The sequence below is a fragment of the Micromonospora sp. NPDC002411 genome, assembly GCF_053592955.1.
This window is the reverse complement of the sequence record NZ_JBSFBM010000010.1, coordinates 21,294-46,950: the sequence shown is the minus strand read 5'-3', so window position 1 is coordinate 46,950 and position 25,657 is coordinate 21,294. Positions and strand designations below refer to the sequence as shown.

The 25,657-nt window shown below is 70.6% G+C and carries 25 protein-coding genes and 2 pseudogenes; 24 read left to right on the top strand and 3 right to left on the bottom strand.

Annotation, left to right across the window (positions count from 1 at the left end):
• The 10 genes from ACWCO3_RS02850 to ACWCO3_RS02805 all read left to right on the top strand — a co-directional run.
• A partial coding sequence (locus ACWCO3_RS02850; RefSeq protein WP_450008167.1) for a TOBE domain-containing protein occupies window positions 1–434 on the top strand: 434 nt, incomplete at its 5' end.
• Entirely contained in the window at window positions 431–1,288 is an 858-nt protein-coding gene (locus ACWCO3_RS02845) for an ABC transporter permease (RefSeq protein WP_450008165.1), read from the top strand. The genes ACWCO3_RS02850 and ACWCO3_RS02845, both read left to right, overlap by 4 nt.
• A complete protein-coding gene (locus ACWCO3_RS02840) occupies window positions 1,285–2,100 on the top strand; it encodes an ABC transporter permease (protein ID WP_450008163.1) in 816 nt (271 codons plus the stop codon). The genes ACWCO3_RS02845 and ACWCO3_RS02840 overlap by 4 nt, the downstream gene beginning before the upstream one ends.
• Before the next feature lie 268 nt (window positions 2,101–2,368).
• Window positions 2,369–3,139, top strand: coding sequence for a G5 domain-containing protein (locus ACWCO3_RS02835; RefSeq protein WP_450008172.1), 771 nt, complete (start codon window positions 2,369–2,371; stop codon window positions 3,137–3,139).
• A gap of 345 nt (window positions 3,140–3,484) precedes the next feature.
• Window positions 3,485–4,150, top strand: a complete 666-nt coding sequence (locus ACWCO3_RS02830; protein WP_145786400.1) for a response regulator transcription factor — start codon at window positions 3,485–3,487, stop codon at window positions 4,148–4,150.
• Window positions 4,147–5,211, top strand: coding sequence for a sensor histidine kinase (locus ACWCO3_RS02825; RefSeq protein WP_357930659.1), 1,065 nt, complete (start codon window positions 4,147–4,149; stop codon window positions 5,209–5,211). The genes ACWCO3_RS02830 and ACWCO3_RS02825 overlap by 4 nt, the downstream gene beginning before the upstream one ends.
• A gap of 70 nt (window positions 5,212–5,281) precedes the next feature.
• Window positions 5,282–6,307, top strand: a complete 1,026-nt coding sequence (locus ACWCO3_RS02820) for a threonine ammonia-lyase (protein WP_450008160.1) — start codon at window positions 5,282–5,284, stop codon at window positions 6,305–6,307.
• Window positions 6,304–7,434, top strand: a complete 1,131-nt coding sequence (locus tag ACWCO3_RS02815; protein ID WP_450008158.1) for a D-alanine--D-alanine ligase family protein — start codon at window positions 6,304–6,306, stop codon at window positions 7,432–7,434. Before ACWCO3_RS02820 ends, ACWCO3_RS02815 begins: the two co-directional genes overlap by 4 nt.
• Entirely contained in the window at window positions 7,431–8,108 is a 678-nt protein-coding gene (locus tag ACWCO3_RS02810; protein WP_358161815.1) for a M15 family metallopeptidase, read from the top strand. The genes ACWCO3_RS02815 and ACWCO3_RS02810 overlap by 4 nt, the downstream gene beginning before the upstream one ends.
• A 56-nt stretch (window positions 8,109–8,164) precedes the next feature.
• Entirely contained in the window at window positions 8,165–8,839 is a 675-nt protein-coding gene (locus ACWCO3_RS02805) for an RlpA-like double-psi beta-barrel domain-containing protein (protein WP_145786404.1), read from the top strand.
• A 70-nt stretch (window positions 8,840–8,909) separates the two neighbouring features.
• On the opposite strand, the gene ACWCO3_RS02800 is transcribed toward ACWCO3_RS02805, so the two are convergent.
• A complete protein-coding gene (locus ACWCO3_RS02800) occupies window positions 8,910–9,431 on the bottom strand; it encodes a hypothetical protein (protein ID WP_358161813.1) in 522 nt (173 codons plus the stop codon).
• A 7-nt stretch (window positions 9,432–9,438) separates the two neighbouring features.
• Window positions 9,439–10,146, bottom strand: a complete 708-nt coding sequence (locus ACWCO3_RS02795; RefSeq protein WP_358049236.1) for a DUF899 family protein — start codon at window positions 10,144–10,146, stop codon at window positions 9,439–9,441.
• Window positions 10,147–10,283: 137 nt separating this feature from the next.
• On the opposite strand from ACWCO3_RS02795, the gene ACWCO3_RS02790 reads away from it, so the two are divergent.
• Window positions 10,284–11,204 carry an RNA polymerase subunit sigma-70 gene (locus ACWCO3_RS02790; protein WP_357930644.1) on the top strand — a complete coding sequence of 307 codons (921 nt, stop codon included), beginning with the start codon at window positions 10,284–10,286 and terminating at the stop codon, window positions 11,202–11,204.
• Between the two features lie 18 nt (window positions 11,205–11,222).
• Here ACWCO3_RS02790 and ACWCO3_RS02785 read toward each other — a convergent pair whose 3' ends face one another.
• Window positions 11,223–12,464, bottom strand: a complete 1,242-nt coding sequence (locus ACWCO3_RS02785; protein WP_358073902.1) for an SUKH-3 domain-containing protein — start codon at window positions 12,462–12,464, stop codon at window positions 11,223–11,225.
• A 79-nt stretch (window positions 12,465–12,543) separates the two neighbouring features.
• On the opposite strand from ACWCO3_RS02785, the gene ACWCO3_RS02780 reads away from it, so the two are divergent.
• From ACWCO3_RS02780 to ACWCO3_RS02720, 13 genes and pseudogenes are all read left to right on the top strand, one after another.
• Window positions 12,544–12,966 (top strand): YbaB/EbfC family nucleoid-associated protein, encoded by a 423-nt coding sequence (locus ACWCO3_RS02780; protein ID WP_450008153.1) that lies wholly within the window; start codon window positions 12,544–12,546, stop codon window positions 12,964–12,966.
• Window positions 12,963–13,295, top strand: a complete 333-nt coding sequence (locus ACWCO3_RS02775) for a hypothetical protein (RefSeq protein WP_450008151.1) — start codon at window positions 12,963–12,965, stop codon at window positions 13,293–13,295. The genes ACWCO3_RS02780 and ACWCO3_RS02775 overlap by 4 nt, the downstream gene beginning before the upstream one ends.
• A gap of 16 nt (window positions 13,296–13,311) precedes the next feature.
• A complete protein-coding gene (locus tag ACWCO3_RS02770; RefSeq protein WP_450008149.1) occupies window positions 13,312–17,658 on the top strand; it encodes a toxin glutamine deamidase domain-containing protein in 4,347 nt (1,448 codons plus the stop codon).
• A 56-nt stretch (window positions 17,659–17,714) separates the two neighbouring features.
• Entirely contained in the window at window positions 17,715–18,098 is a 384-nt protein-coding gene (locus ACWCO3_RS02765) for a hypothetical protein (RefSeq protein WP_450008147.1), read from the top strand.
• Window positions 18,099–18,136: 38 nt separating this feature from the next.
• A complete protein-coding gene (locus tag ACWCO3_RS02760; RefSeq protein ID WP_208745234.1) occupies window positions 18,137–18,277 on the top strand; it encodes a hypothetical protein in 141 nt (46 codons plus the stop codon).
• 468 nt (window positions 18,278–18,745) lie between these two features.
• Complete coding sequence (nfi, locus tag ACWCO3_RS02755; protein ID WP_358162535.1) at window positions 18,746–19,429, top strand: deoxyribonuclease V; 684 nt, start codon at window positions 18,746–18,748, stop codon at window positions 19,427–19,429.
• A gap of 198 nt (window positions 19,430–19,627) precedes the next feature.
• Window positions 19,628–20,668, top strand: a complete 1,041-nt coding sequence (locus tag ACWCO3_RS02750; protein WP_358161803.1) for a hypothetical protein — start codon at window positions 19,628–19,630, stop codon at window positions 20,666–20,668.
• 70 nt (window positions 20,669–20,738) lie between these two features.
• A complete protein-coding gene (locus ACWCO3_RS02745) occupies window positions 20,739–22,124 on the top strand; it encodes a phosphomannomutase/phosphoglucomutase (RefSeq protein ID WP_145786412.1) in 1,386 nt (461 codons plus the stop codon).
• Window positions 22,125–22,185: 61 nt separating this feature from the next.
• On the top strand, window positions 22,186–22,374 hold the full coding sequence (locus ACWCO3_RS02740) for a Trm112 family protein (RefSeq protein ID WP_145786413.1): 189 nt from the start codon (window positions 22,186–22,188) through the stop codon (window positions 22,372–22,374).
• Window positions 22,371–23,333, top strand: a pseudogene (locus tag ACWCO3_RS02735) (SIS domain-containing protein); the annotation flags it as partial. The gene ACWCO3_RS02740 and the pseudogene ACWCO3_RS02735, both read left to right, overlap by 4 nt.
• 1 nt (window position 23,334) lies before the next feature.
• Window positions 23,335–23,640 (top strand): annotated as a pseudogene (locus tag ACWCO3_RS02730) (ABC transporter ATP-binding protein C-terminal domain-containing protein); the annotation flags it as partial.
• Complete coding sequence (locus tag ACWCO3_RS02725; protein WP_145780180.1) at window positions 23,633–24,325, top strand: ABC transporter ATP-binding protein; 693 nt, start codon at window positions 23,633–23,635, stop codon at window positions 24,323–24,325. The pseudogene ACWCO3_RS02730 and the gene ACWCO3_RS02725, both read left to right, overlap by 8 nt.
• Before the next feature lie 49 nt (window positions 24,326–24,374).
• On the top strand, window positions 24,375–25,619 hold the full coding sequence (locus tag ACWCO3_RS02720) for an ABC transporter substrate-binding protein (protein WP_450008142.1): 1,245 nt from the start codon (window positions 24,375–24,377) through the stop codon (window positions 25,617–25,619).
• Window positions 25,620–25,657: the final 38 nt, after the last annotated feature.

Genomic DNA, 25,657 nt, shown 5'->3' with positions numbered 1-25,657 from the left:
CCGCCGACCTGTACGAGTTCCCCGCCACCGCGTTCGTCGCGAACTTCCTCGGCCAGTCCAACCTGCTCGCCGGCGAGGCCACCGGCGTCAGCGCCGGCGACGTCGCGGTGACGGCGCACGGCGCGCGCTACTCGGTGCCCGTCGGCCGCGCACGGGCCGACCACGGGCCGGTCCAGCTGGGGGTACGCCCGGAGAAACTGCAACTGGTCGGCTCCGCCGCCCAGGTGCCCGTGGGTCATCAGCACGTCGCCGGGGTGGTCACCGACGCCTCCTACGTGGGGGTCAGCACGCAGTACCTGTTGCGTACCGACTTTGGCACCGAGCTGTCGGTGTTCGTCGCGAACAGTGGAACGTCGACGCGGGTGGCGGTCGGCGGGACGGCCGTGGCGCACTGGGATCCACGGCACGCGTTCCTGCTGCCCGCGTCGTCGTGACCCGGCTGACGCGGCGGCGGCTCCTGCCGTACCTCCTCTTGCTGCCTGGCGTGGCCTGGCTGCTGGTGTTCTTCGGTGTGCCGCTGGCGCAACTCGCGGCGGCCAGCCTCTACGACCCCAGCGGCTCGCTCACCACCGGTTACGCGATGACCTGGGCGTTCGGCAACTACTCGGACGTGGTGCAGGCGTACTGGCCGCAGTTCCTCCGCTCGTTCGGTTACGCCGGGTTGGCGCTGGTGCTGGCGATGCTGCTGGGCTACCCGCTGGCGTACGCGATAGCGGTGAAGGCCGGCCGGTGGAGGAACCTGCTGCTGGTGTGCGTTGTCGCACCGATGTTCACCAGCTTCCTGGTCCGCACGCTGGCCTGGAAGACGATCCTGTCGGACAACGGGGCGCTCGTCGGTCTGCTGCGTGACGCGCACCTGCTCGCACCGGACGGACGGCTGCTGGCGACCCCGTTCGCGGTGGTGCTCGGCCTGACGTACACCTTCCTGCCGTTCCTGGTGCTGCCGCTGTACGCGAGCCTGGAGCGGTTGGATCCCCGACTGCTGGAGGCGGCCGGCGACCTGTACGCGAGCCCGGCGCAGGCGTTCCGTCGGGTGACACTGCCGCTGTCCAAGCCCGGTCTGGTCGCCGGCACGCTGTTGTTCTTCATTCCGGCCAGCGGCGACTACATCAACGCGGAGCTGCTCGGCACCCCGAACGAGTACATGATCGGTAACGTCGTCGACTCGGCGTTCCTGGTCCGGCTGGACTATCCGCAGGGCGCCGCGCTGTCGGTCCTCCTGATGGCGGCGATCCTCGCTGTGGTCTTCGGATATCTCCGCACGGCAGGCCGGGAGGAGATGCGATGAGGATCGCGCGGTGGCTGGCCGACCGTTGGGTGCTGATCGTGGCGCTGCTGGTGCTCGGTTACCTGGCGCTGCCGAACCTGGTGGTGGCGGCGCTCTCGTTCAACCGCCCGTCGAACCGGCTGTCGTACGACTTCAACGAGTTCACAGTGGACAACTGGCGTCGGCCGTGTGCCACAACGGACATGTGCGACGCGGTGGTCCGCAGTGTGCAGATCGGGTTCCTCGCCACTGTCGTCGCCACAGTGCTCGGCACCCTGATGGCGTTCGCGCTGGTCCGGCACCGCTTCCGAGGTCGGGCCGGGGTCAACGTGCTGGTCTTCCTGTCGTTGGCCACCCCGGAGCTGGTGATGGGCACGTCGCTCCTGGCGCTGTTCGTGTCCGCCGGGGTGCCACAGGGCTTCTGGACCGTCGTGATCTCGCACGTCGTGTTCTGCGTGTCGTTCGTGGTGGTCACCGTGAAGGCGCGGCTGGCCGGGATGGACCGGCGGCTGGAGGAGGCGGCGATGGACCTCTACGCCAGCGAGTGGCAGACCTTCCGGAGGATCACCCTGCCGCTGGTGCTGCCCGGCATCGTGGCCGCCGCGCTGTTGGCCTTCTCGCTGAGCTTCGACGACTTCATCGTCACGAACTTCAACGCCGGCACCACAGTCACCTTCCCGATGTACGTGTGGGGCGCTGCCCAGCGGGGCATCCCACCGCAGGTCAACGTCATCGGCACCGCGATGTTCGCGATCGCGCTGCTGCTGGTGGGGCTCACGTCGCTGCGCGGTAGGCGGACGTCGCGGGTTGCTCCGACGCCGACGCCGCGTTGACCCCCTGCTGACGGCATCTCGACACATTCCCGGCCGTCCGTCGACTGTGCAGGGTGTGAGGGCGTGGGGAGTGCGGATTTGCGAGGCTTGTGGGCAAATGCAGCCGCACGATCGGCCCTGGCCGACCGGCCTGGAGGTTTGCCGCAGGTGACGCCTCGTCGCCCGAGGAAGCGCCCACGGATCATCGGTGCGAAGCGAACGGCGCAGGTGACGAGCGCGACGGATGATATTGCAGACGGTGTTTGCGACGACACTCATCGCCGTGACGATGCAACCACCACAGAACCCGGGCCCGCCGTACCCGTCGTCGTTCGGTCAGGCCCCCCGCCCGAACTGGTTCCGTCGGGCCAGCCCTGCCCGCCGTACCGCCGTGATCCTCGGCTCGGTGACCCTGTCGATCCTGCTGCTCTGCTGCACCGGCACCGCCATCATCGGCGCGCTGGCCGGCGAGCCGGAGCCGACCAAGACCGGCACAGCCGCCGAGCAGGCGCAGCAACCCATCGTGGCGGCGCCCGCCGACCCGACCGAGGAGTCTCCCGCCCCGGTCGCCGAGCTGGTCGCGACGCCCGACGCCGTCGCTTCCTCGGTGGCGGCCTCGCCGACCCCGTCGGATGCCGCGACCGCGCCGGTCGTCAAGGTGACGACCGAGACGGAGCAAGCCACCGTCCGGTACGCGGAGAAGACCGTCAAGGACGCGTCCCTGGCCGAGGGCAAGCGGGTCGTGCGGACCAAGGGCGTCAACGGGGTACGAACCCTGACGTACGAGGTGACCACCACGAACGGGGTGCGGACGTCCAGGAAGCTGGTCAAGTCCACAGTGACGAAGCAGCCGGTGACCCAGGTCGTCGCCGTCGGCACCAAGAAGCCGCAGTCGTCGAAGTGCGACCCCAACTACAGCGGCTGCGTCCCGATCGCCAGCGACGTCGACTGTGCGGGCGGCAGCGGCAACGGTCCCGCCTACGTCAGCGGCCCCATCCGCGTGATCGGGTCCGACATCTACGACCTGGACCGCGACGGCGACGGCACAGCCTGCGACTGACCCGCCCAGCGGCCCGTGCTCACGCGGCGTCACCTCCCCGGAGGAGGACAGAGCAGAGAGCGGTATACCTCTGAGTCATATCTATGACTCAGAGGTATCGCTTGTGAGGCCGAGCGGCCCCGCTGCCCGGTGACGCGGCTCACTCTGGGTCACCTGCCGCCGGGGACGTCGGGACACAGGGCGCATGAGGTCGGCGGCCGGGACGAACCCGGCGGCCACCTGGGTCGCGGTTACTTGTCCCTGGGGCAATGCCGTGGACGATGGCTGTCGGCGGGTGCTTACAGAACCCTTAACCCGGGCCTGCCACGGTATGCCGGGTAAGCGGAACGCGGGGGAGCGGACGACGTGCGGGTGCTGGTGGCGGACGACGAGCGGTTGTTGGCGGACACGGTGGCCGAAGGGCTGCGCCGCCTGTCGATGGCCGTGGACGTCTGCTACGACGGTGACGGTGCGTTGGAGCGGATCGGGGTGAACCGCTACGACGTCGCGGTGCTGGACCGGGACATGCCAGGACACACCGGTGACGAGGTGTGCCGCAGCATCACCGACGCTCAGGTCGGCACGCGGGTGCTGCTGCTGACCGCTGCGGCCGGCATCCGGGACCGGGTGGAGGGTCTCGGGCTCGGCGCGGACGACTACCTCACCAAGCCGTTCGCCTTCGCCGAGCTGGTCGCCCGGGTACAGGCCCTTGGCCGCCGGTCCACGCCGGCGCTGCCACCGGTGCTCGCCCAGGAGGGCCTGGTGCTCGACGTGGGTCGGCACACGGCCACCCGGGACGGCCGCCCGCTCGCGCTCAGCCCGAAGGAGTTCGCGGTGCTGCACGTGCTGCTGCGCGCGGACGGCCAGGTCGTCAGCGCCGAGGATCTGCTGGAGCAGGCCTGGGACGAGTTCGCCGACCCGTTCACCAACGCGGTACGGGTCACCGTGATGACCCTGCGCAAGAAGCTCGGCGATCCGGCGGTCATCCACACCGTTCCGAAGGCCGGCTACCGCATCGGCGGGACGGCGTGACCTGGACGCCCCGACGTCGGGTGCTGCTGGTGGGTCTGCTGGCACTGCTGGCCGGGCCTGCGCTGCCGGCCATCGGCAAGTGGGTGGCGGCGATGACCTGGACCTGGGGGCAGCAGTTCTGTGACCTGCCGATACCCGGGCTGTACACGGTCTGCGCGGACGCGCGCCCGGGGGCGTTCGTGCTGCCCCTGGCGGCCGTCCTGCTCGTGACAGTGGCCGCGCTCGTGGGGGTCTGGCTCGGCGCGGTGTGGTGCCTGCGTCCCGTCCGTGACCTGACCGGCCCCATCGAGCATCTCGGCCCGCAGAACCTCGGTCACCGGATCCGGCCCCGGGGCCGCGACGAGCTGGCCCAACTGTCCCGGGCGATCGACGCGATGATGGAACGCATCTCCGCCGGGTACGACGGGCAGCGGCGGTTCGCCGCCAACGCGTCGCACGAGTTGCGTACGCCCCTCGCCGTGCAGCGGACGCTCATCGAGGTCGGCATGGCCCGAGCGCTCAACGGCGAGCAGTTGGAGTTGCTGACCGGCCAACTGCTGGAGACCAACGAGCGCAACGAGCGGCTGATCGAGGGTCTGCTCGCGCTCAGCGAGAGCGACCAGGGCCTGCGGTCGCGGATACCGCAGCGGCTCGACACGATCGTCGAGGCGGTGCTCGCCGGCTACCAGGACCGTGCCCGGGAGGCCGACGTCACCATCGACACCTACCTCGCGCCCCGGGTCGTCGTCGGCGAACGGGTGCTGCTGGAGCGCCTGGTCACCAACCTGGTGGAGAACGGGATCAAGTACAACCGGCGGGGCGGCTCGCTCACTGTCACGGTGAGCGGCGAACCCGCGCTGTCGGTGGTCAACACCGGTCAGCCCGTGCCGGCCGAAGCGGTGGCCGGTCTCTTCGAGCCGTTCCGCCGGCTGGCCCGGGACCGCACCTCGCAGGGCGGGGGCGCCGGCCTGGGCCTGGCCATCGCCCGCTCGATCACCCAGGCGCACGACGGCATCATCGCGGCCCGGCCCGCCGAGCACGGCGGCCTGAGAGTCGACGTCCGACTACCCAACCCGCACTAACGCTTCCACCACACCGCCGGGGTCCGCGTACCGCTGGACCCCACCTGCGGCGTGCCCGAAAGGAGAAACGATGTCACGCACCGTTGGCCAGGTCCGGGTCGATGTCGAGGGGGCCGCCGCCTGGCTCGCCGGTCGGGTGGTCCGCACTCCGGTGCTGCGGTCCCCGGTGATCGACGATCTGGCCGGGGCGCGAATCCTGCTGAAGGCGGAGAACCTGCAGAACGGCGGCTCGTACAAGATGCGGGGCGCGCTGCGGGCGGTCGGTCGGCTCGCCGCGGCCGGCCACACCGGTGTGATCGCACAGAGCACCGGCAACCACGCGATAGCGGTGGCGTTGGCGGCCCGGGAGCACGGGCTCGCGGCGACAGTGGTCCTGCCGGTCGACGCGGCACCGACGAAGGTCGACCGGGCCCGTGCGGCGGGGGCACGTGTGGTGCTCGCCGGCACCGACGTCGAGGAACGGGTGACGACGGCCAACGGGCTCAGCGACGAGAGTGGTCACCCCGTCGTCGACGCGTACGACCACCCGGACGTCATCGCCGGGCAGGGCACGGCCAGCCTGGAGCTGATCGAGGAGGCCGAGCGCGCGGGCACACCACTGGACGCGCTTGTCGTACCCGTCGGTGGTGGTGGTGGGGTGGCCGGCGCGTGCCTGGCCGCGGCCGGCAGAGGCATCGAGGTGTACGGCGTGGAGCCGGTGGGTTGTGACTCGCTCGCCCGCAGCCTGGCGGCCGGTGTGCGCGTGCCGGTCGCGTCGGCGCCCACGATCGCGGACGGGCTGCGGCCGTCCTGCGTGGGTGAGCTGCCGTTCGCCATCGTGCGCGACGCGCTGCGCGGGGTCGTCCGGGTCGACGACGACGAGATCAGCGCGGCGTTCCGGCTGATCCTGATGGAGTTCAAGGTGCTCGCCGAGCCGTCCGGTGCGGCCGGCCTGGCCGGTGCGCTACGGCTCTCCGGCGACGCGGGCGTGGGCTTCGGCCGGCGGCGGACGGTCGGCGTGGTGCTGACCGGCGGGAACGTCGAGGCGTCGCTCCTGGCGCGGTTGGTGGTCCAGCGGCCCATCGCCGTGACGGCGGCGGAAGGGGTGGCGGCGTGAGCGCGCCCATTCGGATCGGGATCCTGTTCGGTGGTCCGTCGGCGGAGCACGAAGTGTCCTGCGCGTCCGCGCTCGGTGTGGCCCGGGCGCTCGCCGGCAGCGGTTACCGCACGGTCGCCATCGGCGTCACCCGCAACGGCGGGTTCCGGCTGATGCCCGACTCGGTGCTGGCCGAGTTGCGGGACCGGCCGGCCGGAGAGCGGGCCATCGACGACCAACTGGTGGTGACCGGCCCGGCCGTCGAGCTCCGGAGTGGCCCGTGCCCGGGAGTCGTGCAGGTGGCCGCCGGCAACGCACCCGGCGCCGTGCACGCCGAGCTGGACGTGGTCTTCCCGGTGCTGCACGGGCCGTTCGGTGAGGACGGTGTGGTGCAGGGGCTGTTGGAGTCGCTGAACGTGCCGTACGTCGGGTGCGGCATCCTCGCCTCGGCGGTGGGCATGAACAAGGTGGCGATGAAGCGGGCGTTGCGGGCCGAGGGCATCCCGGTCACCCCGTACGTCGCCTTCGACTCGCACACCTACCGGGGGGCCGACGACCCGGAGGAACTGGTCGTCGGGCTGCGCCGGCCACTCTTCGTCAAACCGGCCAGCATGGGTTCCTCGATCGGCATCACCCGGGTCGGCGAGGGCGACGACCTGGCCGCCGCCGTGGAGGAGGCGCTCCGCCACGACCAGCTCGTCATTGTCGAGCAGGGGGTCACCGGTCGTGAGCTGGAGTGCGCGGTGCTCGGCGGCTCGCGCCCCGAGGCGTCGGCGGTCGGTGAGGTGCGGGTCGCCGGGGGCTGGTTCGACTACCAGCAGAAGTACTTCGGCGACGCCGACCCGATGATCGTTCCCGCTGTCCTGCCGGACGAGGTGACCGAGCTGATCCGTGACCTGTCACTGCGCGCGTTCGCCGCGATCGGTGGTTGGGGCCTGGCCCGCGTGGACTTCTTCTACGACGAGACGACCGGTTCGGTGTACGTCAACGAACTGAACACCATGCCTGGTTTCACCGCGCACTCGATGTACCCGAAGGTGTGGGCCGCTGTCGGTGTCGGTTACCGGGAGGTGGTGGACCGACTCGTCGAGCTGGCCCGCGTCCGGCACGCCGGACGGCCCGCGACGACGGCGGGGAGCATCCGATGATCCTGCTCTCCGATCCCCGGGTGGCCGCCGTACCCAGCTCCGACGACGGCGACCCGCTGGTCGACCTACGGGCGCTGCCCGAGTTGCGCCTCGACGGCCGCGCGGTCGACCCCGCCGGGGCGTACGCCCGGCTGCGCGCCGAGGTCGTGGACCGCCTGCTGGCCGCGCAGCGTGCCCTGCCCGCCGGGCTGCGCCTGCTGGTGGTCGAGGGTTACCGGCCGTACCAGTCGCAGCTGGCGATCTTCACGGGTTACCGGGACGAGCTGCGTCGCCGGCACCCGGACTGGTCCCCGGAGCGACTGCATCGCGAGACCACCAAGTTCGTCTCACCGGTCGAGGTGGCCCCGCACAGCACGGGCGGGGCCGTCGACCTGACACTGTGCACCGACGACGGCGTGGAACTGGACCTGGGCACGGCCATCGACGCCACCCCGGAGGACAGTGCCGACGCCTGCTTCACCGACGCGCCCACCATCAGCGCGACCGCCCGCCGAAACCGGCAGATCATGGTGGACGCCCTCGGTGGCGCCGGGATGGTGAACTACCCGACCGAGTGGTGGCACTGGTCGTACGGGGACCGTTACTGGGCGCTGATCACCGGGGCGCCACGTACCCGGTACGGGCCGGTGGACCTGACCGTCGCTAGATCGATTCCCGTGCCGGCTGAACGGTAGGCCCGTCCCGTCCGTACCAGGCGGTGACGGAAACACCGAGGACGGGAGTGACGGCGATGAGGGTGCAGCGCAAGCACGTGCTGGCGGCGAGCGTGGCGGTGCTCGCCGCGGCGGGTGTCGCGGTGGGGACCAACCTGGGGTTCGCCGGCACCGCCCCGACACGGTCGTCCGTCTGCTCCGGCTCGGTCACCTTCTCCGCGGAGGGCGGGGCGCCTGCGGCGACCAGCGACCGCTTCCCGGTGGGTACCCGGCTGCGGGTGACGAACCTGGACAACAACCGGGCGGCCACCGTGACAGTGACCGGCCCGTCGGGTAGTTGCGTGCTGCTCAACGCCGCCGCCATGGAGCTGGTCCGGGAGCCCGGGAAGAACGTCATCCGCCGCAACGTGGTGGAGCGCCTCGACGGTGCCGCGCCGCCTGCCGCCGCACCGGCACCCGGAACGGTACGCCCCGGTGCCGCGTCGCCCGCCGCGTCCGGCCCGGCACCCCGTTCGGCGTGCTCGGGTGCGATCACCTTCTTCGAGGAGGCCGCCGGGCCGGGGGCCACCAGCGGGCAGTTCCCGGTGGGTACCCGGCTGCGGGTGACCAACCTGGACAACAACCGGGCGACCACCGTGACGGTGACCGGCCCGTCGGGCAGTTGCGTGCTGCTCAACTCGGCCGCGATGGAGCAGATCCGCGAGCCGGGCAAGAACCTGGTGCGCCGCAACACGGTCGAGGTGCTTCGCTGATCTCGGAGGCGGGGCCCGTGCACCGGGCCCCTACTCCAACGTCAGGTGATCTGCCGACTGGCCTGCTCGGCTAGCTCATGAAGAAGATCATGGCCGCGAGGCTTGCCCCCATGGCCAGGTGCTCCCAACGGAGCAGGTCCGTGATCGGTCGATTGCGCAGCCGGACGAGTGCGGTCGCCACCCAGCAGAGGTAAGCCGCCGTGACGGCGCGCAGCAACACGAGTGCCGCGTCATGGCCGGTGACGGTGTCGTGGTCCGTCCCGGGCCCGGCGGCCATGTGGTGGGTAGCCATCGACTCACCGTGTTGATGCATCAGCACAGCGAGCGCCATGAGCACGGCCCCGGCCATACGGTGCCACTCCACCTCCGCGCCGCGCTCGGTCGGACCGCCGACGACGATTGCCACCGCCAAGGATAGGAGCAGCAGCGCGCCCGCGTACTGCACAACCGGTGCGGCGTCGAGGGTCACGGCGGCCATGACAGCCACCATCGCACCCGCAAGCATGCGGGCTCTGCGGGAAGCGCCCGCCCGCGGCACGACACAGCAGCAGGCTGACACCGCGGCCGACCCGAGCATGATCACCTCGATCATCGGGACGTCATCGCGGTGCGACGCCGGGGCGTGACCATTGCGCGGTGGGGCGGCCGTTGAGACGCCACGGGTGCCCGGTGACCCGCGGCCAGCCTTCAGGCGAGTTCTCCCAGTTCTCCTGCCGGCCGTACACCGTGAGGTCCAGGGCGTGGTAGGTGGTCATCAACGCCTCCACGCCCCGCCCGGTGGTCCAGTAGGTCTCGTAGACCTCGTCGCCGTCGCGCAGATAGCACGCGATGAACCCGAAGCCGCGACCGTCGGTCAGAGCCGGGTCGGAGTCTTTCGCCGAATACCAGGGGAACCTGTAGCCCATGAACTCCGCGAATGGGGCACTTTCGTCGTAGGGCCCCTGGCAGAACACGGCGTAGGTGACGTCCCGAGCGTGCAGGTAGTCCAACGTCTCCATGTGACAGGTCGAGAAGGTGCACCCCTCACACTGATGCTCGTACGGTTTGCCGTCGTGCCACATGTGGAAGTAGGCGATGAGCATCCGGCGGCCCTCGAACACCTCGACCAGCGGGGTGTCCCCGCCAGGGCCCCGCACAGTCACCGTCGGCATCAAGGTCATCGGCAGCTGACGACGAGCGGCTGCGATCGCGTCTCCTTCGCGGGTATGGGCCTTCTCCCGGACCAGCAGTTCGTTGCGCTCACGCAGCCAGGTCTCCCGGTCGACGACCGGGGGCGCGGCGGCGCTGGGCACGGGGGTTGCCGTCATGGCTGTCTCCTTCGTGCGGTGGGGATCGGTCACAGGTACAGACGACCGAGTCGGCGATCGTCATCGGTGACCGATGACGGATGGGCTCCGCTGTCGTCAGTACGGTTGTGAGGATTAGTCAGCCCCGGGGAGATCACATGTCCGACTCGCCTGACGAGCAGGCGGTCTGGCTGCAGCGCGCCTTCGACGAGCACCGGCGTGAGCTACACGTGCACTGCTACCGCCTCGCCGGGAACGTCACCGACGCGGACGACCTGGTGCAGGAGACCTTCCTGCGTGCCTGGCGGGCTCGCGACCGCTTCGAGGGTCGCGCGTCGGCGCGCACCTGGCTCTACCGGATCGCCACGAACGTCTTCCTCGACACCCGCAAGGCGGCCGGTAACCGCACGGTGCCGTACGGTGATCCGCTGGAGTGGTCCACCGAGCTCGGTCCCTATCCCGACGCTCTGATGGCCGACGATCCGCAGACCGGTCTCGCCGCCCGGGAGACCGTCGAGCTGGCCGTGATCGCGGCGCTCATGTACCTACCGCCGCGGCAGCGGGCGGCCTTCGTGCTGCGCGACGTCTACGGCTGGACGCCGCAGGAGATCGCCGCCGCGCTCGACACCGCCGTAGCGGCCATCAACAGCCTCCTCCAGCGGGCCCGCCACACCCTCCGGGGGCGCGCTCCGTCGGACCCGAAGGACTGGCGCCGCCCGCAGCTCACCAGTGAGGACGAAGAGATCCTGCGCCGCTACGCCAACGCGAAGGACCCGGAGACGATCCGGGCACTGCTCGCCGAGGACGTACGGATCACGATGCCCCCCGAGCCGCCGGTCGTCGGGATCGACGCGGCCGCGGAGTTCCTCGGCCGACCGCTCGACTGGCGCACGTTCCCCACCTCGGCCAACGGGCGCCCGGCACTGATCAACTATCTCCGCCGGCCCGGCAGCCCGCACTACGAGGCGTTGGTCGTCGACGTACTCCGGATCGAGAACGGGAAGATCGTAGAGAGCAACGCCTTCATCGGTGCCCGTCACGTCGCCGCCTTCAGCATGCCCGCCACGCTCGAGCCCTAGACGAGTGACGTTGGAGTGCTAGTCCGCCTGCCAGGTGCCGTCGTCGCGGACGCGAGCCGGGGCGCGGCCGAGCAGCAGAGTGGTCAGTGCGGTGTCGATGGTGTCGCCGAGGAACCACTCACCGGCCTGGTCGAGCGCGAAGACCCGACCCCGCTCGTCGACTGCCAGGATGCTGTCCTGCTGCTCGGTGCCGATCGGGAAGAGGCGTACGCCGAGCACCGCGCCGAAGTCCGCGAGTGTGTCGGCGGTGTGCGCGATCATGTGTGGGCGGATGTCGAAACGCGAGATCCACACCTGCTCGCCCCGGCCGCGCCGGGCGCCGACCAGGCTGGGAAACGCGGTCAGCGCCTCCACAGCCGCCGGAAAGACCGTGTGCTGGTGGGTCGCCCCCGGCACCGCTGTCACATCCCGCACGGCTGCGGCGGCCATGATCTGATCTCCGATGTGTGGTCGCCAGCCGGCCGCGACCAGCGCGTTCGCGACCTCCGTCGGGAAGCGACCAGGGTCGGGATCGGTCGCCGCCGGCGCACGCCAGGTCTCGGTGTACGCCCGAGCCGACTCCGGCAGGACGTTGGCGCGGATCAGGAAGGTGATGCACGATTCGCAGGGCAGTTCGGCGGGACCACCAGCCGGATCGCCGGGCTCACGGATCCGGAAGATCTCGAATCGGGCGCCCTCCAGCAGCGCCGCCGCCTCGGCCCGACCCATCGGCGCGATGCCTTCGGCGGCCCGGCGGTGGTCGTACTCGTGCAGCACGTCGGAGACGACGATCAGCTCGGCGTGAGCCTCCCCGCCCCGGACCAGATCGCCGGGGGGCAACTCGTCGAGATAGCTGCGGACCAGCGGGTGATGATTCAGCGGGACGTCGCCCTTCGCGCCCTCCGCCGTCCAGATCCGCCCGTCGATGGTCAGGTGCGCGGACGTGTTCGGGGTGGCCACCCGGTGGATCTCCCGGACCAGCAGACTCGACGGATCGACGGTGCGGGGAGCGGTCGGCCCGGACGGCTGGCTGCGCCGGTACAACTCCGCGACCACCTCGGTCGGCACCCGTGGCCAGGTGGTGACCGTGCCGGTCTGTTTGTCGATGACCGTCGTCGGCAGGTCCCCGGGGACCGTCCGCACCTCGGTGGGCACGACGGACGTGATGACGTAGCCGAGGTCGAACTCGTCCACCATCGCTGTGCACTCGTGGCCCAGGCGCCGCGAGTCGCGGCGGGCCCACGTGGCGGCGAGCTGTTCGGCCTGCTGACGGTCGATCACGCTCTGAAACTACCGGACTACACGGATCGATGGCAGCCGGTATGGTGCTGCTCTACCGACGGTGACGGGAGGAGCGGCGGTGAGCGAACACGTGGACCGGCACGTCAACCGCGAGCTACGAGCCCGATTCGACGACGTGTACGGGCAATACCAGCAGCTCAGGTCCGGTTTGGACAACCTGCAGACACGGCTCGCCGAGCTCCGGGTGACCCGACGGTCGGCCGACGGTCAGGTCACCGCGACAGTGGGCGCCCGCGGCGAGTTGGTCCAGGTGGAGCTGGCGTCGACCGTCTACCGCGAGCGCGACGCGGGGGCACTCGGCCGAAAAATCACCGAAACGGTCCACGCCGCCGCGACCGCCGCAGCCGACGCCACCCGCGACCTCGTCGCCGAGAGCATGCCAGCCGGCTCCGGCTCGGTGGAGTTCCTGCGTACCGGCAACTACGCGGCCCTGCTCGGTCGAGCCGACGCGGTGCTCGGCAGGCGTGAGGTGAAGGAATGACCGACGGGCAGCTCTGGCTCGATCCGTCCCGGGCGCGTCGGGGTGGCGCCGACCTGGGGCTCGCCGGCGAGGCGGTGACGGCCCGCCGAGCGGCCGAGGGTGGTGCGATCGAGACCGCCAGCGGTGCCAGACCGTGGGGCCGCGACGACATCGGCGCCGCGTTCGAGCGCAACTACCGCGAGATCGAGCAGACCGTCATGCGGGCCTGGGCGGGTGTCGGGCACCGGCTCACCGAGCTGGGTGGCGACGTGGTCCGCGCGGTCGACGCGAGCGTGCAGACCGACGGGGCCAACGCCACCCGCTTCGGCCGGCTCACCGACCAGCCCTGACGGCCCGGGACACCCGATGAGCGTGCTGCCCAGCCCGATTCCGCACCCACTGGACCTCGCACTCTGGGACGTTCCAGGCTGGATCTACGAGGCCCTCGACTGGGTCGTCGGTGTGCAGTGGCCGGAGGGCAACGAGCGGGCCGTCTGGGACGTCGCCGACCGGTGGTACGACGTCGCCTCGGTGCTCGCCGGCCCGCAGACCGACGCCGCCGCGGCCGCCGTCGAGGTGCGCAACGGCTACGGCGGGGTCGGGGCCGTCGACGCGGCATTCGAGGCTGCCTGGCGGGGCATCGCCGAAAACCCCGACGCCCCGCTGCCCGTGCTGCTCGCGGTCACCGCCGACCTCGGCCGGTTGGTCGAGGAATGCGGGTGCGACATCGAGGGCGCCAAGCTCGAAGTCTGGATCGAGCTGGGCATCCTGGTCATCGAGCTGCTCTCGGTGGCGGTCGCGGCGGTGCTGACCGCCGGTGCCGCCACCCCGGCCGCCGGTGCGGCGATCGGCGCGACGCGGCTGCTGGTCCAACAGATCATCAAGCGGCTGATGGGCCAACTGGCCAGCAAGTCGCTCAAACACGGGCTCCGGGAGGCCGGTGAGCGAGCCGCCAAGGAGGTCACCCGGGACGGGGTGCGGGGGCTCGCCAAGCGGGCCGCCCGCGAAGGGCTGGAGGAGGCCGCGGAGGAGAGCGGCGTCACGTTGGCCACCCAGGCGTACCAGAACTCCACCGGGCGGGCGCACGGCCTGGACCTGACCGACCTCGGCGCGTCGGCGGTCGGCGGGATGGCCGGCGGGGCGGTCGCACCGCTCGCCGGGCTCGGCCGCCACGCGACGGGGCGAGCGGCCCGGGTCGGTGAACACCTGGGGCGGGAGATGACCGGCGAGGTGCTCGCCGACAGCGCTGCCAGCCTCGCCACCGGCCAGGGCCTGACCTCGATGGAGGACGTGGCACGCGCCGCCGCGTCCGGAGCCACCGGCTCGGTGACCGGCCAGACCGACCACGCGCTACGCGCCCGGCTCGACGCACAGACCAACGCCCTCGCCGGGGCCTCACTCGTCGGCCCCGCACTGCCGTCGGTGGCGGCGCTCGGGTCCTCCCCTTCTTCCGGGGCGAGTTTGGATGGGCCTTCTTCTCCGGTCGTTCCGACGCAGACCACGCCATCGAACGACGTGGCCCCGCTACGCGCCGACCCGCCGGCCGTCGCCGACGTGCACGTCTCGGCGTCACCAACGGTGGACGCCAGTTCCGGCGTGGACCGCGTCGCCGGTCCGCTGCGCGCGCCCGAGCCGATGCCGTCGACGAACGCACAATTCCTGACGGACGCGGCCATCACACAACCGGTCGCGGCCGGTCAGACACTGCCTGCGGTGGCTGCGGATTCGGTCCTGCCTGCGGTGGCCGTCGATCCGGTGCTGTCATCGGTGGCTGATGATCCGGCGTTGTCGTCGGGGGACGCCGGCCGGCCAGCGCCGGTAGTGGCCGACTCGGCGCTGTCCTCGATCGACTCCGGCCCGACGCTGCCGCAGGTGGCAACCGATCCGACGCTGTCGTCGGTGGCCGCTGATCCGAGGTTGTCGTCGGTGGCCGCACCCGTGGCCGGCACCGTCGAGCCGGTCGGTGGGCCAGCCACCGGTGTCACGCCGGGCCAGCCCACGAGCCCGCCGCACACCGCCGGTCCGGTCGCCTGGTCTCCGTCGACCGGCACGCCCACACCGACAACCGTCCCCGGCTCGATGCCGCCGGGCACCTCAGCTGCCCCGCTGGTCGGGACGACCCCGACGGTGGTGGGCCGTTCCGCCGTACCGTCCCGCGCAACCACATCAACCGTGCGCGCACCGGCCCCGGCACCCGAGCATCCGGCCCGGGGCAGGGCGTCGATCCCCGTCGACCTGGTCTTCGGCGACCCGGTCGTGTCGGCAACGGAGACCGACGACTTCTACGCCGCGCAGTGGGCCGCCGAGGCCGAAGCCGCCGAGCGGCGGCGGTACCAGGGCCACTACGAATCGCAGCGGACCGGCTTCGAGCACAACCGCCGCCAGGCAGAGGCGACCCGACTGCGCGCCCGGGCCGCAGAGCACGATCGCAGGGCAATCGAGTACGCGACCTACGCCCGACAGTTGCACCAGGCAGGTCACCGGCAGTGGGCCGACGGCTGGCAGCGGGCCGCGAACGACGAAGCACGCGCGTACGCCCAATGGCGTGACCTGGCAGACGCGGTGCTGGCCGGCACCACGGCACCGCCGGTCGTGGACATCGAGGCCGCCACCTTCGAACACGCCAACCGGGACGTGGGCGCGCTCGCGCTCGGCGCTGTGGAGACTTCCGGCCCGTCCCGGCTCACCGGCGACGACGATCCTCCACCGATCGACGACTCCCGGCCGTACGGGCAGCCTGGAGGGCTTCGCCCGCCGCTCGCCCTGCACCAGGTCGACGTGGAACGGCAGATGCCCCGCGAGCAGGACGGCACCATCACCCGCACCGCCGACCCACGGAGGGGCGGCTGGTTCCGGCTCCTCAACGACGGAGGTCCCACCGCCGACGCCACCCGGGGCATCAACTGCCTGGACTGCACGCTGTCGTTGTTCGAGACCTGGGTCCACGGGCGGCCCCGGGTGTCCGCGCCCCGCACCTTCGACGGCTACCTGGACGGTGACATCCGTCGACCCATCCGTGGCGAGGCCGGCGGCCCAGGCCGGGTGGAGGACATCACCGGCGGGCGCTTCCAGCAACTCCTCGCCCCGTCCGGCCAACGCACGTACGCCGAGCAGGCACGGCAGGCCGCCGACCGGGGGTACCGCAACCTGCGAGACCAGCTGCTCCTCGGAGGCCACGGCAGCTACGCGTTCCTGGTCACCGAGTGGGCACACGGCGGTTCGCACGCCTGGGTGGCGCTCAACCAGAACGGCACCGTGCTCTACGTCGACCCGCAGACCGGTGTGGTCCGGGACCGGCCGTTGTACCCCGACGTGGTCGGCATCGACGCGCTGGTGCTGGGCGGCGACGGCCGACCGATGCCGCTCGGCGGGCTACCCCGAGGCCGGTTCAGCGAGCGGCCGGATCTCCCGGACCACCCCTCGACGTACGACAGCGGCGGCCACGGTGACCCGTACGTCAACCGGATGTACCTACTCCTGGACGGCCCGGGCTCGGCGTCGCCCTCGCCGGGCGGGGAGCCCATCGACGCCTCGTCCAGCGCTGATCGGGGCCAACCGTCCCCGAGCGCCGGCCCGGCCGGCCTCATGTCGGTGGCCGGCAGCCTGGATGAGATCTTCGCGGCTGGCGTGAGTCCGGTCGAGTTCGCAACAGCGGTCGACCCATCAGCGCTCCGTCGTCTACATCCGGATCTGGACGAGGCGTCGGCTCGGGATGTTGCGCGGCTCTTTGCCGACAGCCGGGTCCGCGACATGCTCGACCGCGCCCACCGGGAGCCGCCCGCGAACGAACCGGAACTAGCCAGGCACCTGACCAGGCAGTTGGTGCGGCACCCCGATCTGGCTCGGTTGATCCTGTCCACACCCGAACTGGCGAACTCGCTGACCGCGCGCCCGATGACCCTCTACCACCTGGCTGGTCATCAGCAGGCCATCGACGTCCTCGCGGAGGTGTTGGACGACGTCGCCCAGCAGAGTGCTGTGGGGCTGGAGGCGGCGACCGACAACGAAGCGGACCAGCCACAGCCGACGCCGCTCACTGACGAGCAGCGGCGGATCAGCGCGAGCATCCAACTACCGGATGATCCGGTGACCCAGCCGGGATTCGACATGCGCCGTCAGGCTGACCCTTCTTATCGCCAGCAATACCTGGACGGCCTCTACGCGGCAGCTGTCGTTGCCCAGGCGGAGCTGAACCAGTTGGCAGTGTCCCTGGCCCAGGTGGGTGATCACCGTGTCGGTGAGCCCGGCTGGCGTTCGCAACCCAAGGGCCGCCGTCGAGCCGAGGACAAGGTGGACAAGTATCGAGGCGATGCGTCCAAGCTGCTCGACCTTGCTGCTGCGAAGGTTGAGTTCCGCAACCTCAACGACCTGTACGCCGCGCTTGAGCGGATACGCGAGCACCCAGACGTCGAGGTCGTGAGTTTTCAGGATCGGTTCATATCTCCCGAAGACAGCGGCTACCGGGATATACAACTCGTACTGCGGATGCGGAATGAGCACCTCGGAGAGTTCCGCCTGCACCTCGCGGCGCTCGACGCCGTAGCGGTCTGGGAGCATGCGTTATATGAGGTTCGCCGTGATGTCGAGGCCTTGGCCCGCGCTGAGGGCCGCTGCCTGACGAGACGCGAGTGGGCCATCGCAAACGGGATCCTCCAACGCGAGCAAAAGCTGTTCTGGCAGGCATTGCAGTCGACCTACGAGGGGAATGCTTGATGGTTCGAATGCCGGGCTTGGTGCTCCCGTCGTACTACCTCTATTACCAGTCGCCGGTGAAGATCGTGCAGTCACCTGACGGTGGCGCCAGGGTATGGCGGGTTGCCATCGATACTGGCGGCTGGCGGGAGGAGAACGACCTCTTCGATGAGATCGTCTTCGACGTCGGCGGCGAAGTTTTTCGGCGTACCCCTGAGGAGTTCGTGCAGGAGGTGGAGCGTTTTCGGGCTCACTACCTCGAAGGTGACGGCCCGATCTTCGCGCTCTACGAGACGGTGCAGGCGGTCAGGGATGTGGCGAAGGCCGAAGATCGACACCTGACGGCAAAGGAACGGGCACTTATTCACGGAATCCGAAAGCGGACGTTCGTGATGTTCGAGGAGCAGCTCCGCGCGGCTGGTGATCCCGGAGCGGACCCGGACATCGCGAGAGCGGCGTAGGCATTGCTCCGCGAGTTGGTCGACGGGAGGGAGGGCCAGTGACGGCCGAAGGGTTGGACGCTCGGTTGGTGCTGGCGGGGGAGCGTTACGAGCAGGCGGTCTTCGGTGGTGACGCGAAGTCGTTGGACGAGGCGGAGCGGGACCTGGCGGCGCTGGAAGCGGATGTGGGTCTTGCCTGACCGGCGGTCTCCGGTGGCACGGTAAGCGGGCGGGGTGGGCGCGAGAGTTGGTGTGTCCGAATAAGATCGACGCATGGCGAGATCCGGCTCGGAGAGCACCTGGTCCACTGTCTGGGCATGGCCGGTTGGCATTGCGATCGGTTTGGCTGTCGGCATCCCCGTGTTCGGTGCGAAGGGTGGGGTGGCTTTCGGCGTCGCCCTGGGCGTTGCCATCGCGGTCGGCCTCGGCCTGGTGAGAGGTCGAAAGTCCGTCGAGTCTGCCCCGGCAGGTCTCCCGGCCCAGGGCGACGAGCGTGACCACTCGGGCCAGCGTGCGACGGACGGCAGTGCCACCAGCGTCGACGCGGACGGACCGCACCGACCGTGATCGACTCCGGTTTCAGGAAGACGGGGCATCCAGCGCTGTGGGATAGCCCCGTTTCCGTGAAGTCGAGTGGATCACGCTCGGGGGCGGACGCAGGGCCGGACATCGGCACACAGCCGGTGGGGCCGGGCAGTGTGGCGGAGGCGGTGGCCGTACAGGAGGAGTTGCGGCCGCTGGTCGACCTGGTCGGGCCGGGGCCGAGCGCGCCTGCGACGGTGGCCGGCCTGGATGTCGCGTACTCCCAGGGTGGTGACCTTCTGGCGGCGGCCGTGACGGTGCTGGACGCCCGGACGTTGGAGGTCGTTGATTCTGCGGTCAGCGTGGGACGGCCCGCGTTCGACTACGTGCCGGGGTTGTTCGCCTTCCGTGAGTTGCCCGCGCTGCTCGCCGCACTGGACCGCCTGACCGTTGTGCCCGAACTGTTGGTCTGCGACGGGCACGGGCTCGCCCATCCGCGTCGGTTCGGTCTCGCCTGTCACCTCGGGGTGGTCACCGGATTGCCCGCGATCGGGGTGGGGAAGACACCACTGGTCGGGACGTGGGATCCGCCGGCTGACCAGCGGGGTGCCTGGTCGCCGCTCCGCGACGGCGGTGACGTCGTCGGCCGGGTGCTGCGTACCCAGGACGGCGTGAAGCCGGTCTTCGTCAGCGTCGGGCATCGGATGAGCCTGGAGAACGCGACAGCGCAGGTGGTCGCGTTGTCCCCGCGCTACCGGCTGCCGGAGACCACCCGCACCGCCGACCGCCTCAGCCGCGACGCCCTCGCCCAGGCCCAACAAGCCGACTAATCGAGGCTCGACCGACCGTGCCGGGCGCCCGCTCGGCCTGCGGTGAACCGGTGCGATGCTCATCTTCTCCGCAGGTCGACGGGCTGGGCCGTAAACCGTAACGCCGCACACATCCGGGCCGCTCTATGACCGGTGGGTTGGATGGGCCGGTAGTAGCCTGTCCTGCGGACCCCACCCGGGGAGAACGGCGAGGTGATCATGACGGTGCGTCGACGTACGACGCGGCTCGCGGCGGTCTGCGCTCTGGTGGGCGGCCTGGTGCTGCTCGGCGCGTCGCCGGCGTCTGCCGACAGCGACGTGGTCCGGGTCGGTGCGGCCAGCAGCTTCGCCGCCGGTGGTTCTCCGCAGGGGGTGAACGTCGCGGTACGCAAGCGCACCGACGGGTGCGTCATCCTGCGTACCGCGCTGGGTCTGCGCCTCGAAGGTCTCCAGCCGGAACAGGTGACTGTCGAGGTCGCCGCGGACGGGCGCTGGCTTCCGGTGGGCGTGTCGGGCAGCACTGGCACGGTGCAGACCGCGCAGACGTCGCCTGCGAAGCCAAGGCTGTGCAAGGGCAAGGGGATCACGGTGCGGTACCGGGTGGCGATCGCCGCGGGTGTCCCCGGGGGTCGGCTCGTCGTGACCGGCGTGGGTCTCAGCGCCGAGGGTCAGACGTTGGGTAACCACAGCGATACGGCCCGGGTGACCGGTGCGCGGGTGACCCCGTCGCCGACGCCGTCGAAGACGCCGTCTCCCACCCCGACTCCCACCGAGGTCGCGACAGTCGACGAGGCGGTGAACCCAGCAGCTCTGGTGTCCAGCGCGCCGGACACCAAGCCGGCTGCCGCGGAGTCGTCCGGCGGAGGGTCGCCGGTGATGTTCTTCGGCATCGTGATGGTGGCTGTCGGTCTGCTGCTCGTCGTGCTGCTGTTGCGGCGGTCGCGGCAGGACCGCAAGCCGTCCGACGAGTTGCCGGGCGCGTTGCCGGGCAACCCCGGCGGCACGACCTACCGCGCCGGTGGTAGGCCCCCGGCCGCGCCCGGTCACCCAGGTCAGGTGTACGGCCAGCAGCCTCCAGCCCCGAGCTGGGGTGCGGCGCCGTCGCCGCGACCCGCCGCCGGCGGGGTCTACGGTGCACCGTCGGGCGGTGCCGGTGCTGTGCCAGAGGCGACGCAGCCGATGCCTGGCTCACCGCAGACCGGGAAGCCGCCCACCGACGAGGGTGGCCACACAGTCTTCATTCCTCGGCTCCCCGGCTGAGGCAGGCACGAACCGGTGCCTCCGTTAGGCTCAGGATCGGTGTCTAACTTGCGGCCTAGGAGTGGAACACGTGTCTGATCTGTCCCAGATCGTGAAGGCGTACGACGTTCGAGGGACGGTGCCGGACCAGTGGGACGAACGAGCCGCCGAGGCGCTCGGGGCGGCGTTCACCCAGCTGCTCAACTCCACTGACGAGCCGGGCGACGCGGTCGTCGTCGGGTACGACATGCGGGCCACCTCGCCCGGGCTGGCCGCCGCGTTCGCCGCCGGCGTACGGGCAGAGGGGCGCTCGGTGATCGAGATCGGGCTCGCCTCCACGGACCTGCTCTACTTCGCCTCCGGCTCGCTCGACCTGCCCGGCGCGATGTTCACGGCCAGCCACAACCCCGCGCAGTACAACGGCATCAAGATGTGCCGTTCCGGTGCCCGTCCGATCGGCCAGGAGAGCGGTCTGGCGGAGATCCGGGAGCGGGCCCAGGCCCTTCTGGACTCCGGCGAAGCCCGTCCGGCCGGTGAGCCGACCCGGCCGGCCGAGCGGCGAGACCTGCTCCCCGACTACGCCGGCTACCTGCGCAAGCTGGTGGACCTCTCGGGCATCCGGCCGTTGAAGGTGGTCGTCGACGCCGGTAACGGGATGGGTGGCTTCACCGTCCCGACCGTGCTGGGTGACGCCGCCCTGTCGCCGCTGCCGCTGGAGATCGTGCCGCTCTACTTCGAGTTGGACGGCAGCTTCCCCAACCACGAGGCCAACCCGTTGGACCCGGCGAACCTGGTGGACCTCCAGCGCGCGGTTGTCGAGCACGGCGCCGACATCGGGTTGGCCTTCGACGGCGACGCCGACCGGTGCTTCGTGGTGGACGAGCGGGGCGAGCCGGTCTCACCGTCGGCGATCACCGCGTTGGTCGCCGCGCGTGAGCTGGCCAAGCACCCGGGTTCCACGGTGATCCACGGCCTGATCACCTCCAGCGCGGTCGCGGAGATCATCCGTGAGCACGGTGGGCAGCCGGTGGTCGCCCGGGTCGGGCATTCCTTCATCAAGGCGGAGATGGCCCGCACGAACGCCGTCTTCGGCGGCGAGCACTCCGCGCACTACTACTTCCGCGACTTCTGGTTCGCCGACACCGGCATGCTCGCGGCGATGCACACCCTGGCGGCGTTGGGCGAGCAGTCGCTGCCGCTGTCCGTGTTGGCTGGCGAGTACGAGCGCTACATCGCCTCCGGCGAGATCAACTCGACGGTGACCGACCAGGCTGCGGCGGTGGCCGAGGTGCGGGCCGCGTACCCCGACGCGGTGGCCGACGAGATGGACGGGCTCACCCTGCGCTTCCCCGACGGCGCCTGGTTCAACCTGCGTGCGTCCAACACCGAGCCGCTGCTGCGGCTCAACGTCGAGGCGCCCTCCCGTGATCGGATGGTCTCGCTCCGGGACGACGTGCTCGACCGCGTTCGCCGATAAGATCGCCTGCGCCGGTCGGCACCGCCGTCGGTGAAGCCGCACACGTGGAAGGAGCCGTGCCATGGCCCTGGATCCGCAGTTGCTCGAGATTCTTGCCTGTCCGGACACGCACCACGCCCCGCTCACCTACGATGCCGAGGCGCAGACGTTGACCTGCACGGAGTGCGGCCGGATCTTCGAGGTCCGTGACGACGTGCCGGTGCTGCTGCTCGACGAGGCGCGCGGCGGCAGTGGGGGGCAGCCCTCATGATCGACGGTACGGCCGGGGTCAGCGGACGTCGCGACGCCGACGAGGCCCTGCTCGACAACCCGGACGCGCTGGCCGAGCACGACCCGGGTGGCATGCTCCGGCACACGGCGTCGGCCGGTGCGCAGGTCCGGGAGAGCGCCGCCCTGGCCGCCGAGGCGAACCTGTCGGTCCTCGCCGACGACGGGCGGCCCCGAGCCGTGGTCATCGCCGGCATCGGCACGGCGGGGCGTACCGGGGATGTGCTGGCCACTGTCGCCGGACCCCGCTGCCCGGTCCCGATCATCGGGCACCGCAGCGCGGGCGTGCCTGGCTGGGTGGGCGCGGCCGACGTGGTGATCGCGGTGAGCGCGTCGGGCCGCAGCCCGGAGGCGCTCGGCGCGGCGGAGGCCGCGCACCGACGCGGTGCCCGACTGGTCGCCGTGGGCGCTCCCGACTCGCAGTTGCAGTCGATCGCCGAGCAGGCCCGGGCGCCGTTCATTCCGGTGCCCCGGCGTGCGCCGGCGCGAGCCAGCCTCTGGGCGCTCACCGTGCCGGTCCTGCTCGCCGCCCGTTCCCTCGGGCTCGTGAAGGTCAACGAGGCGGACCTGGCGGAGACCGCGGCCCGGCTCGACGCGGACGCCGACCGCTGTCGGTCCGCCGCGGAGTCGTTCGTCAACCCGGCCAAGTCGCTGGCCCTGGGGCTGGCCGGTTCGATCCCGATCGTCTGGGGTTCGTCCCCGCTGGCGACGGTGGCCGCCCGCCGGTTCGGCGACACCCTGTCCGCCAACGCCCGCTACCCGGTGGTCACCGGAGCGCTGGGTGAGGCCGGTCGGGGCCGGGTCGGCCTGCTCGACGGCGTCTTCGGCGGCCTGGCCGAGGGGGAGCGCGACATCTTCGCCGACCCGACCGACGACGACGACGGCGAGGGCACCCGGCTGCGGTTGGTGCTGCTGCGTGACGGCGGGCTCAACGCCGAGGACCTACGGGCAGAAGCGCGCGCTGGAACTGGCACTGGTGCTGGCACTGGACCCACGGGTGATGCTCCTCGACGAACCGACGGCCGGGATGGGGATCGAGGACGTCGACCGGACGATCGAGCTGGTCCGACGCATCGCCGCGGGCCGCACCGTCGTGTTCGTCGACCACAACATGCACGTGGTCGGCAGTCTGGCGGACCGGGTGACGGTGCTGCAACAGGGCAGGATCCTCGCGGAGGGCCCCTACGAGGAGGTCCGCAACGACGAACGGGTCATCACCGCCTACCTGGGTGAGGCCGACCATGCTTGAAGCCACCGGTCTGAGTGCGTGGTACGGCGAGGCGCAGGCGCTGCACGAGGTGGACGTGCGTGTGGGCGAGGGCGAGGTCGTGACCCTGGTCGGACGCAACGGTGCCGGCAAGACCACCCTCGTGCGGTGCCTGATCGGCCTGCACCGGCAGGTCAGCGGAGCCGTCTCCTTCCTCGACCGCGACGTCACCCGCATGCCGGCACACCAGCGGGCCCGCGCCGGCATGGGCTGGGTGCAGGACGACCGCGGCATCTACGCGAGCCTCACCGTGGAGGAGAACCTGCTTCTTCCACCCACCGTCTCCGGGCGGGCCTGGACGCTCAAGCAGGTCTACGAGGCGTTCCCGGAACTCGCCGGCCGCCGCAAGGCCGGAGGCACCACGTTGTCCGGTGGTGAGCAGCAGATGCTGGCCATCGCCCGGGCACTCCGGACCGGCGCCTGTCTGCTGCTGATGGACGAGCCCTCCGAGGGTCTGGCCCCGGTGGTCGTGGCCCGCATCCGGGAGATCATCCGTCAGATCAAGGCCACCGGCGTCGGCATCCTGCTCATCGAGCAGAACGTCACGTTCGCGGCCACCGTGGCCGACCGGCACTACCTGCTCAGCCAGGGCCGCATCGTCGAGACCCTCGACAACTCCGACTTCCGGCGGCGTGAGGGCGAGCTGCTCAAGCATCTCGGCATCTGACCGTCGAGCAGTCGACGCGACGCACCGACTCCAGACAAGGAGAACCACCATGACCAGCAAGCAGATTCGGGCGGGTGCCGTGGCCATGACCGGAGTCCTGCTCCTCGGCGCCTGCGGTGGCGGCGGCCCCGGCGGATCGGGTGGTGACTTCACCGACGGCAAGCTGGTGCTCGCCATCCTCAACGACCAGTCCGGCATCTACAAGGACGCCTCGGGGCCCAACTCCGTCAAGGCCGTGAAGATGGCCGTGGCCGACTACACGAAGAAGTACGGCGACAAGGCGGTCGTCGACGACATCGAGGTGACGTCGACCGACCACCAGAACAAGCCGGACATCGCCAACACCAAGGCGAAGGAGCTGTACGAGCGCGGCGGCGCGGACGTCATCCTCGACGTGCCGACCTCGTCCGCCGCCCTGGCCGTCGCCAACCAGGCGAAGAGCCACAAGAGGCTGTTCCTCGACGTCAGCGCGGCGACCACCGAACTGACCGGCGCCCAGTGCAACAAGTACACCTTCCAGTGGGCGTACAACACCTACATGCTCGCCAACGGCACCGGCACCACTGTCACCCAGAACGGCGACAAGAAGTGGCACATCATCTACCCCGACTACCAGTTCGGCCAGGACATGACCAAGTCCTTCACCGAGGCGATCAAGGGCGCGGGCGGCACCGTCCAGGGCACCATCCCGACGCCGTTCCCGAACGACAACTTCGCGACCTTCCTCACCAAGGCCGGCAGCACCAGCCCTGACGTGATCGGCACGATGCAGGCGGGCGGTGACCTGATCAACGTGGTCAAGCAGTTCAACGAGTCGGGGTTGAAGGACAAGGGCATCAACCTGGCAGTGGGGCTGATGCTCATCACCGACATCCATTCCCTCGGCGTCGAACAGTTCGCCGGCACGATGTTCACTGACGCCTGGTACTGGAACATGGACGCGGAGTCGCGCGCGTGGGCGGACCGGTTCCGCGACGAGACCGGCACCCGGCCGACCTTCGAACACGCTGGGAACTACTCCGCCGCGCTCCAGTACCTGGAGGCGGTCCAGGAAGCCGGCACCGACGACGCCGACGCGGTCGTCGGCAAACTCGAAGGCAAGAAGATCAATGACATGTTCCTGCGCAACGGCGAAGTCCGCGCCAAGGACCACCTCGTCGTCCACGACGCGTACCTGGCCCGCGTCAAGCAGCCGTCCGAGGTGAAGGAACCCTGGGACTACGAGGAGATCGTGACCACGATTCCCGCGGCGAAGGCATTCCCGCCCGCCGACGCGTCCGCCTGCTCGATGTGAGCGGGATGGTCCGGCTTCGCAAGCCTGAGGCGTCCCTC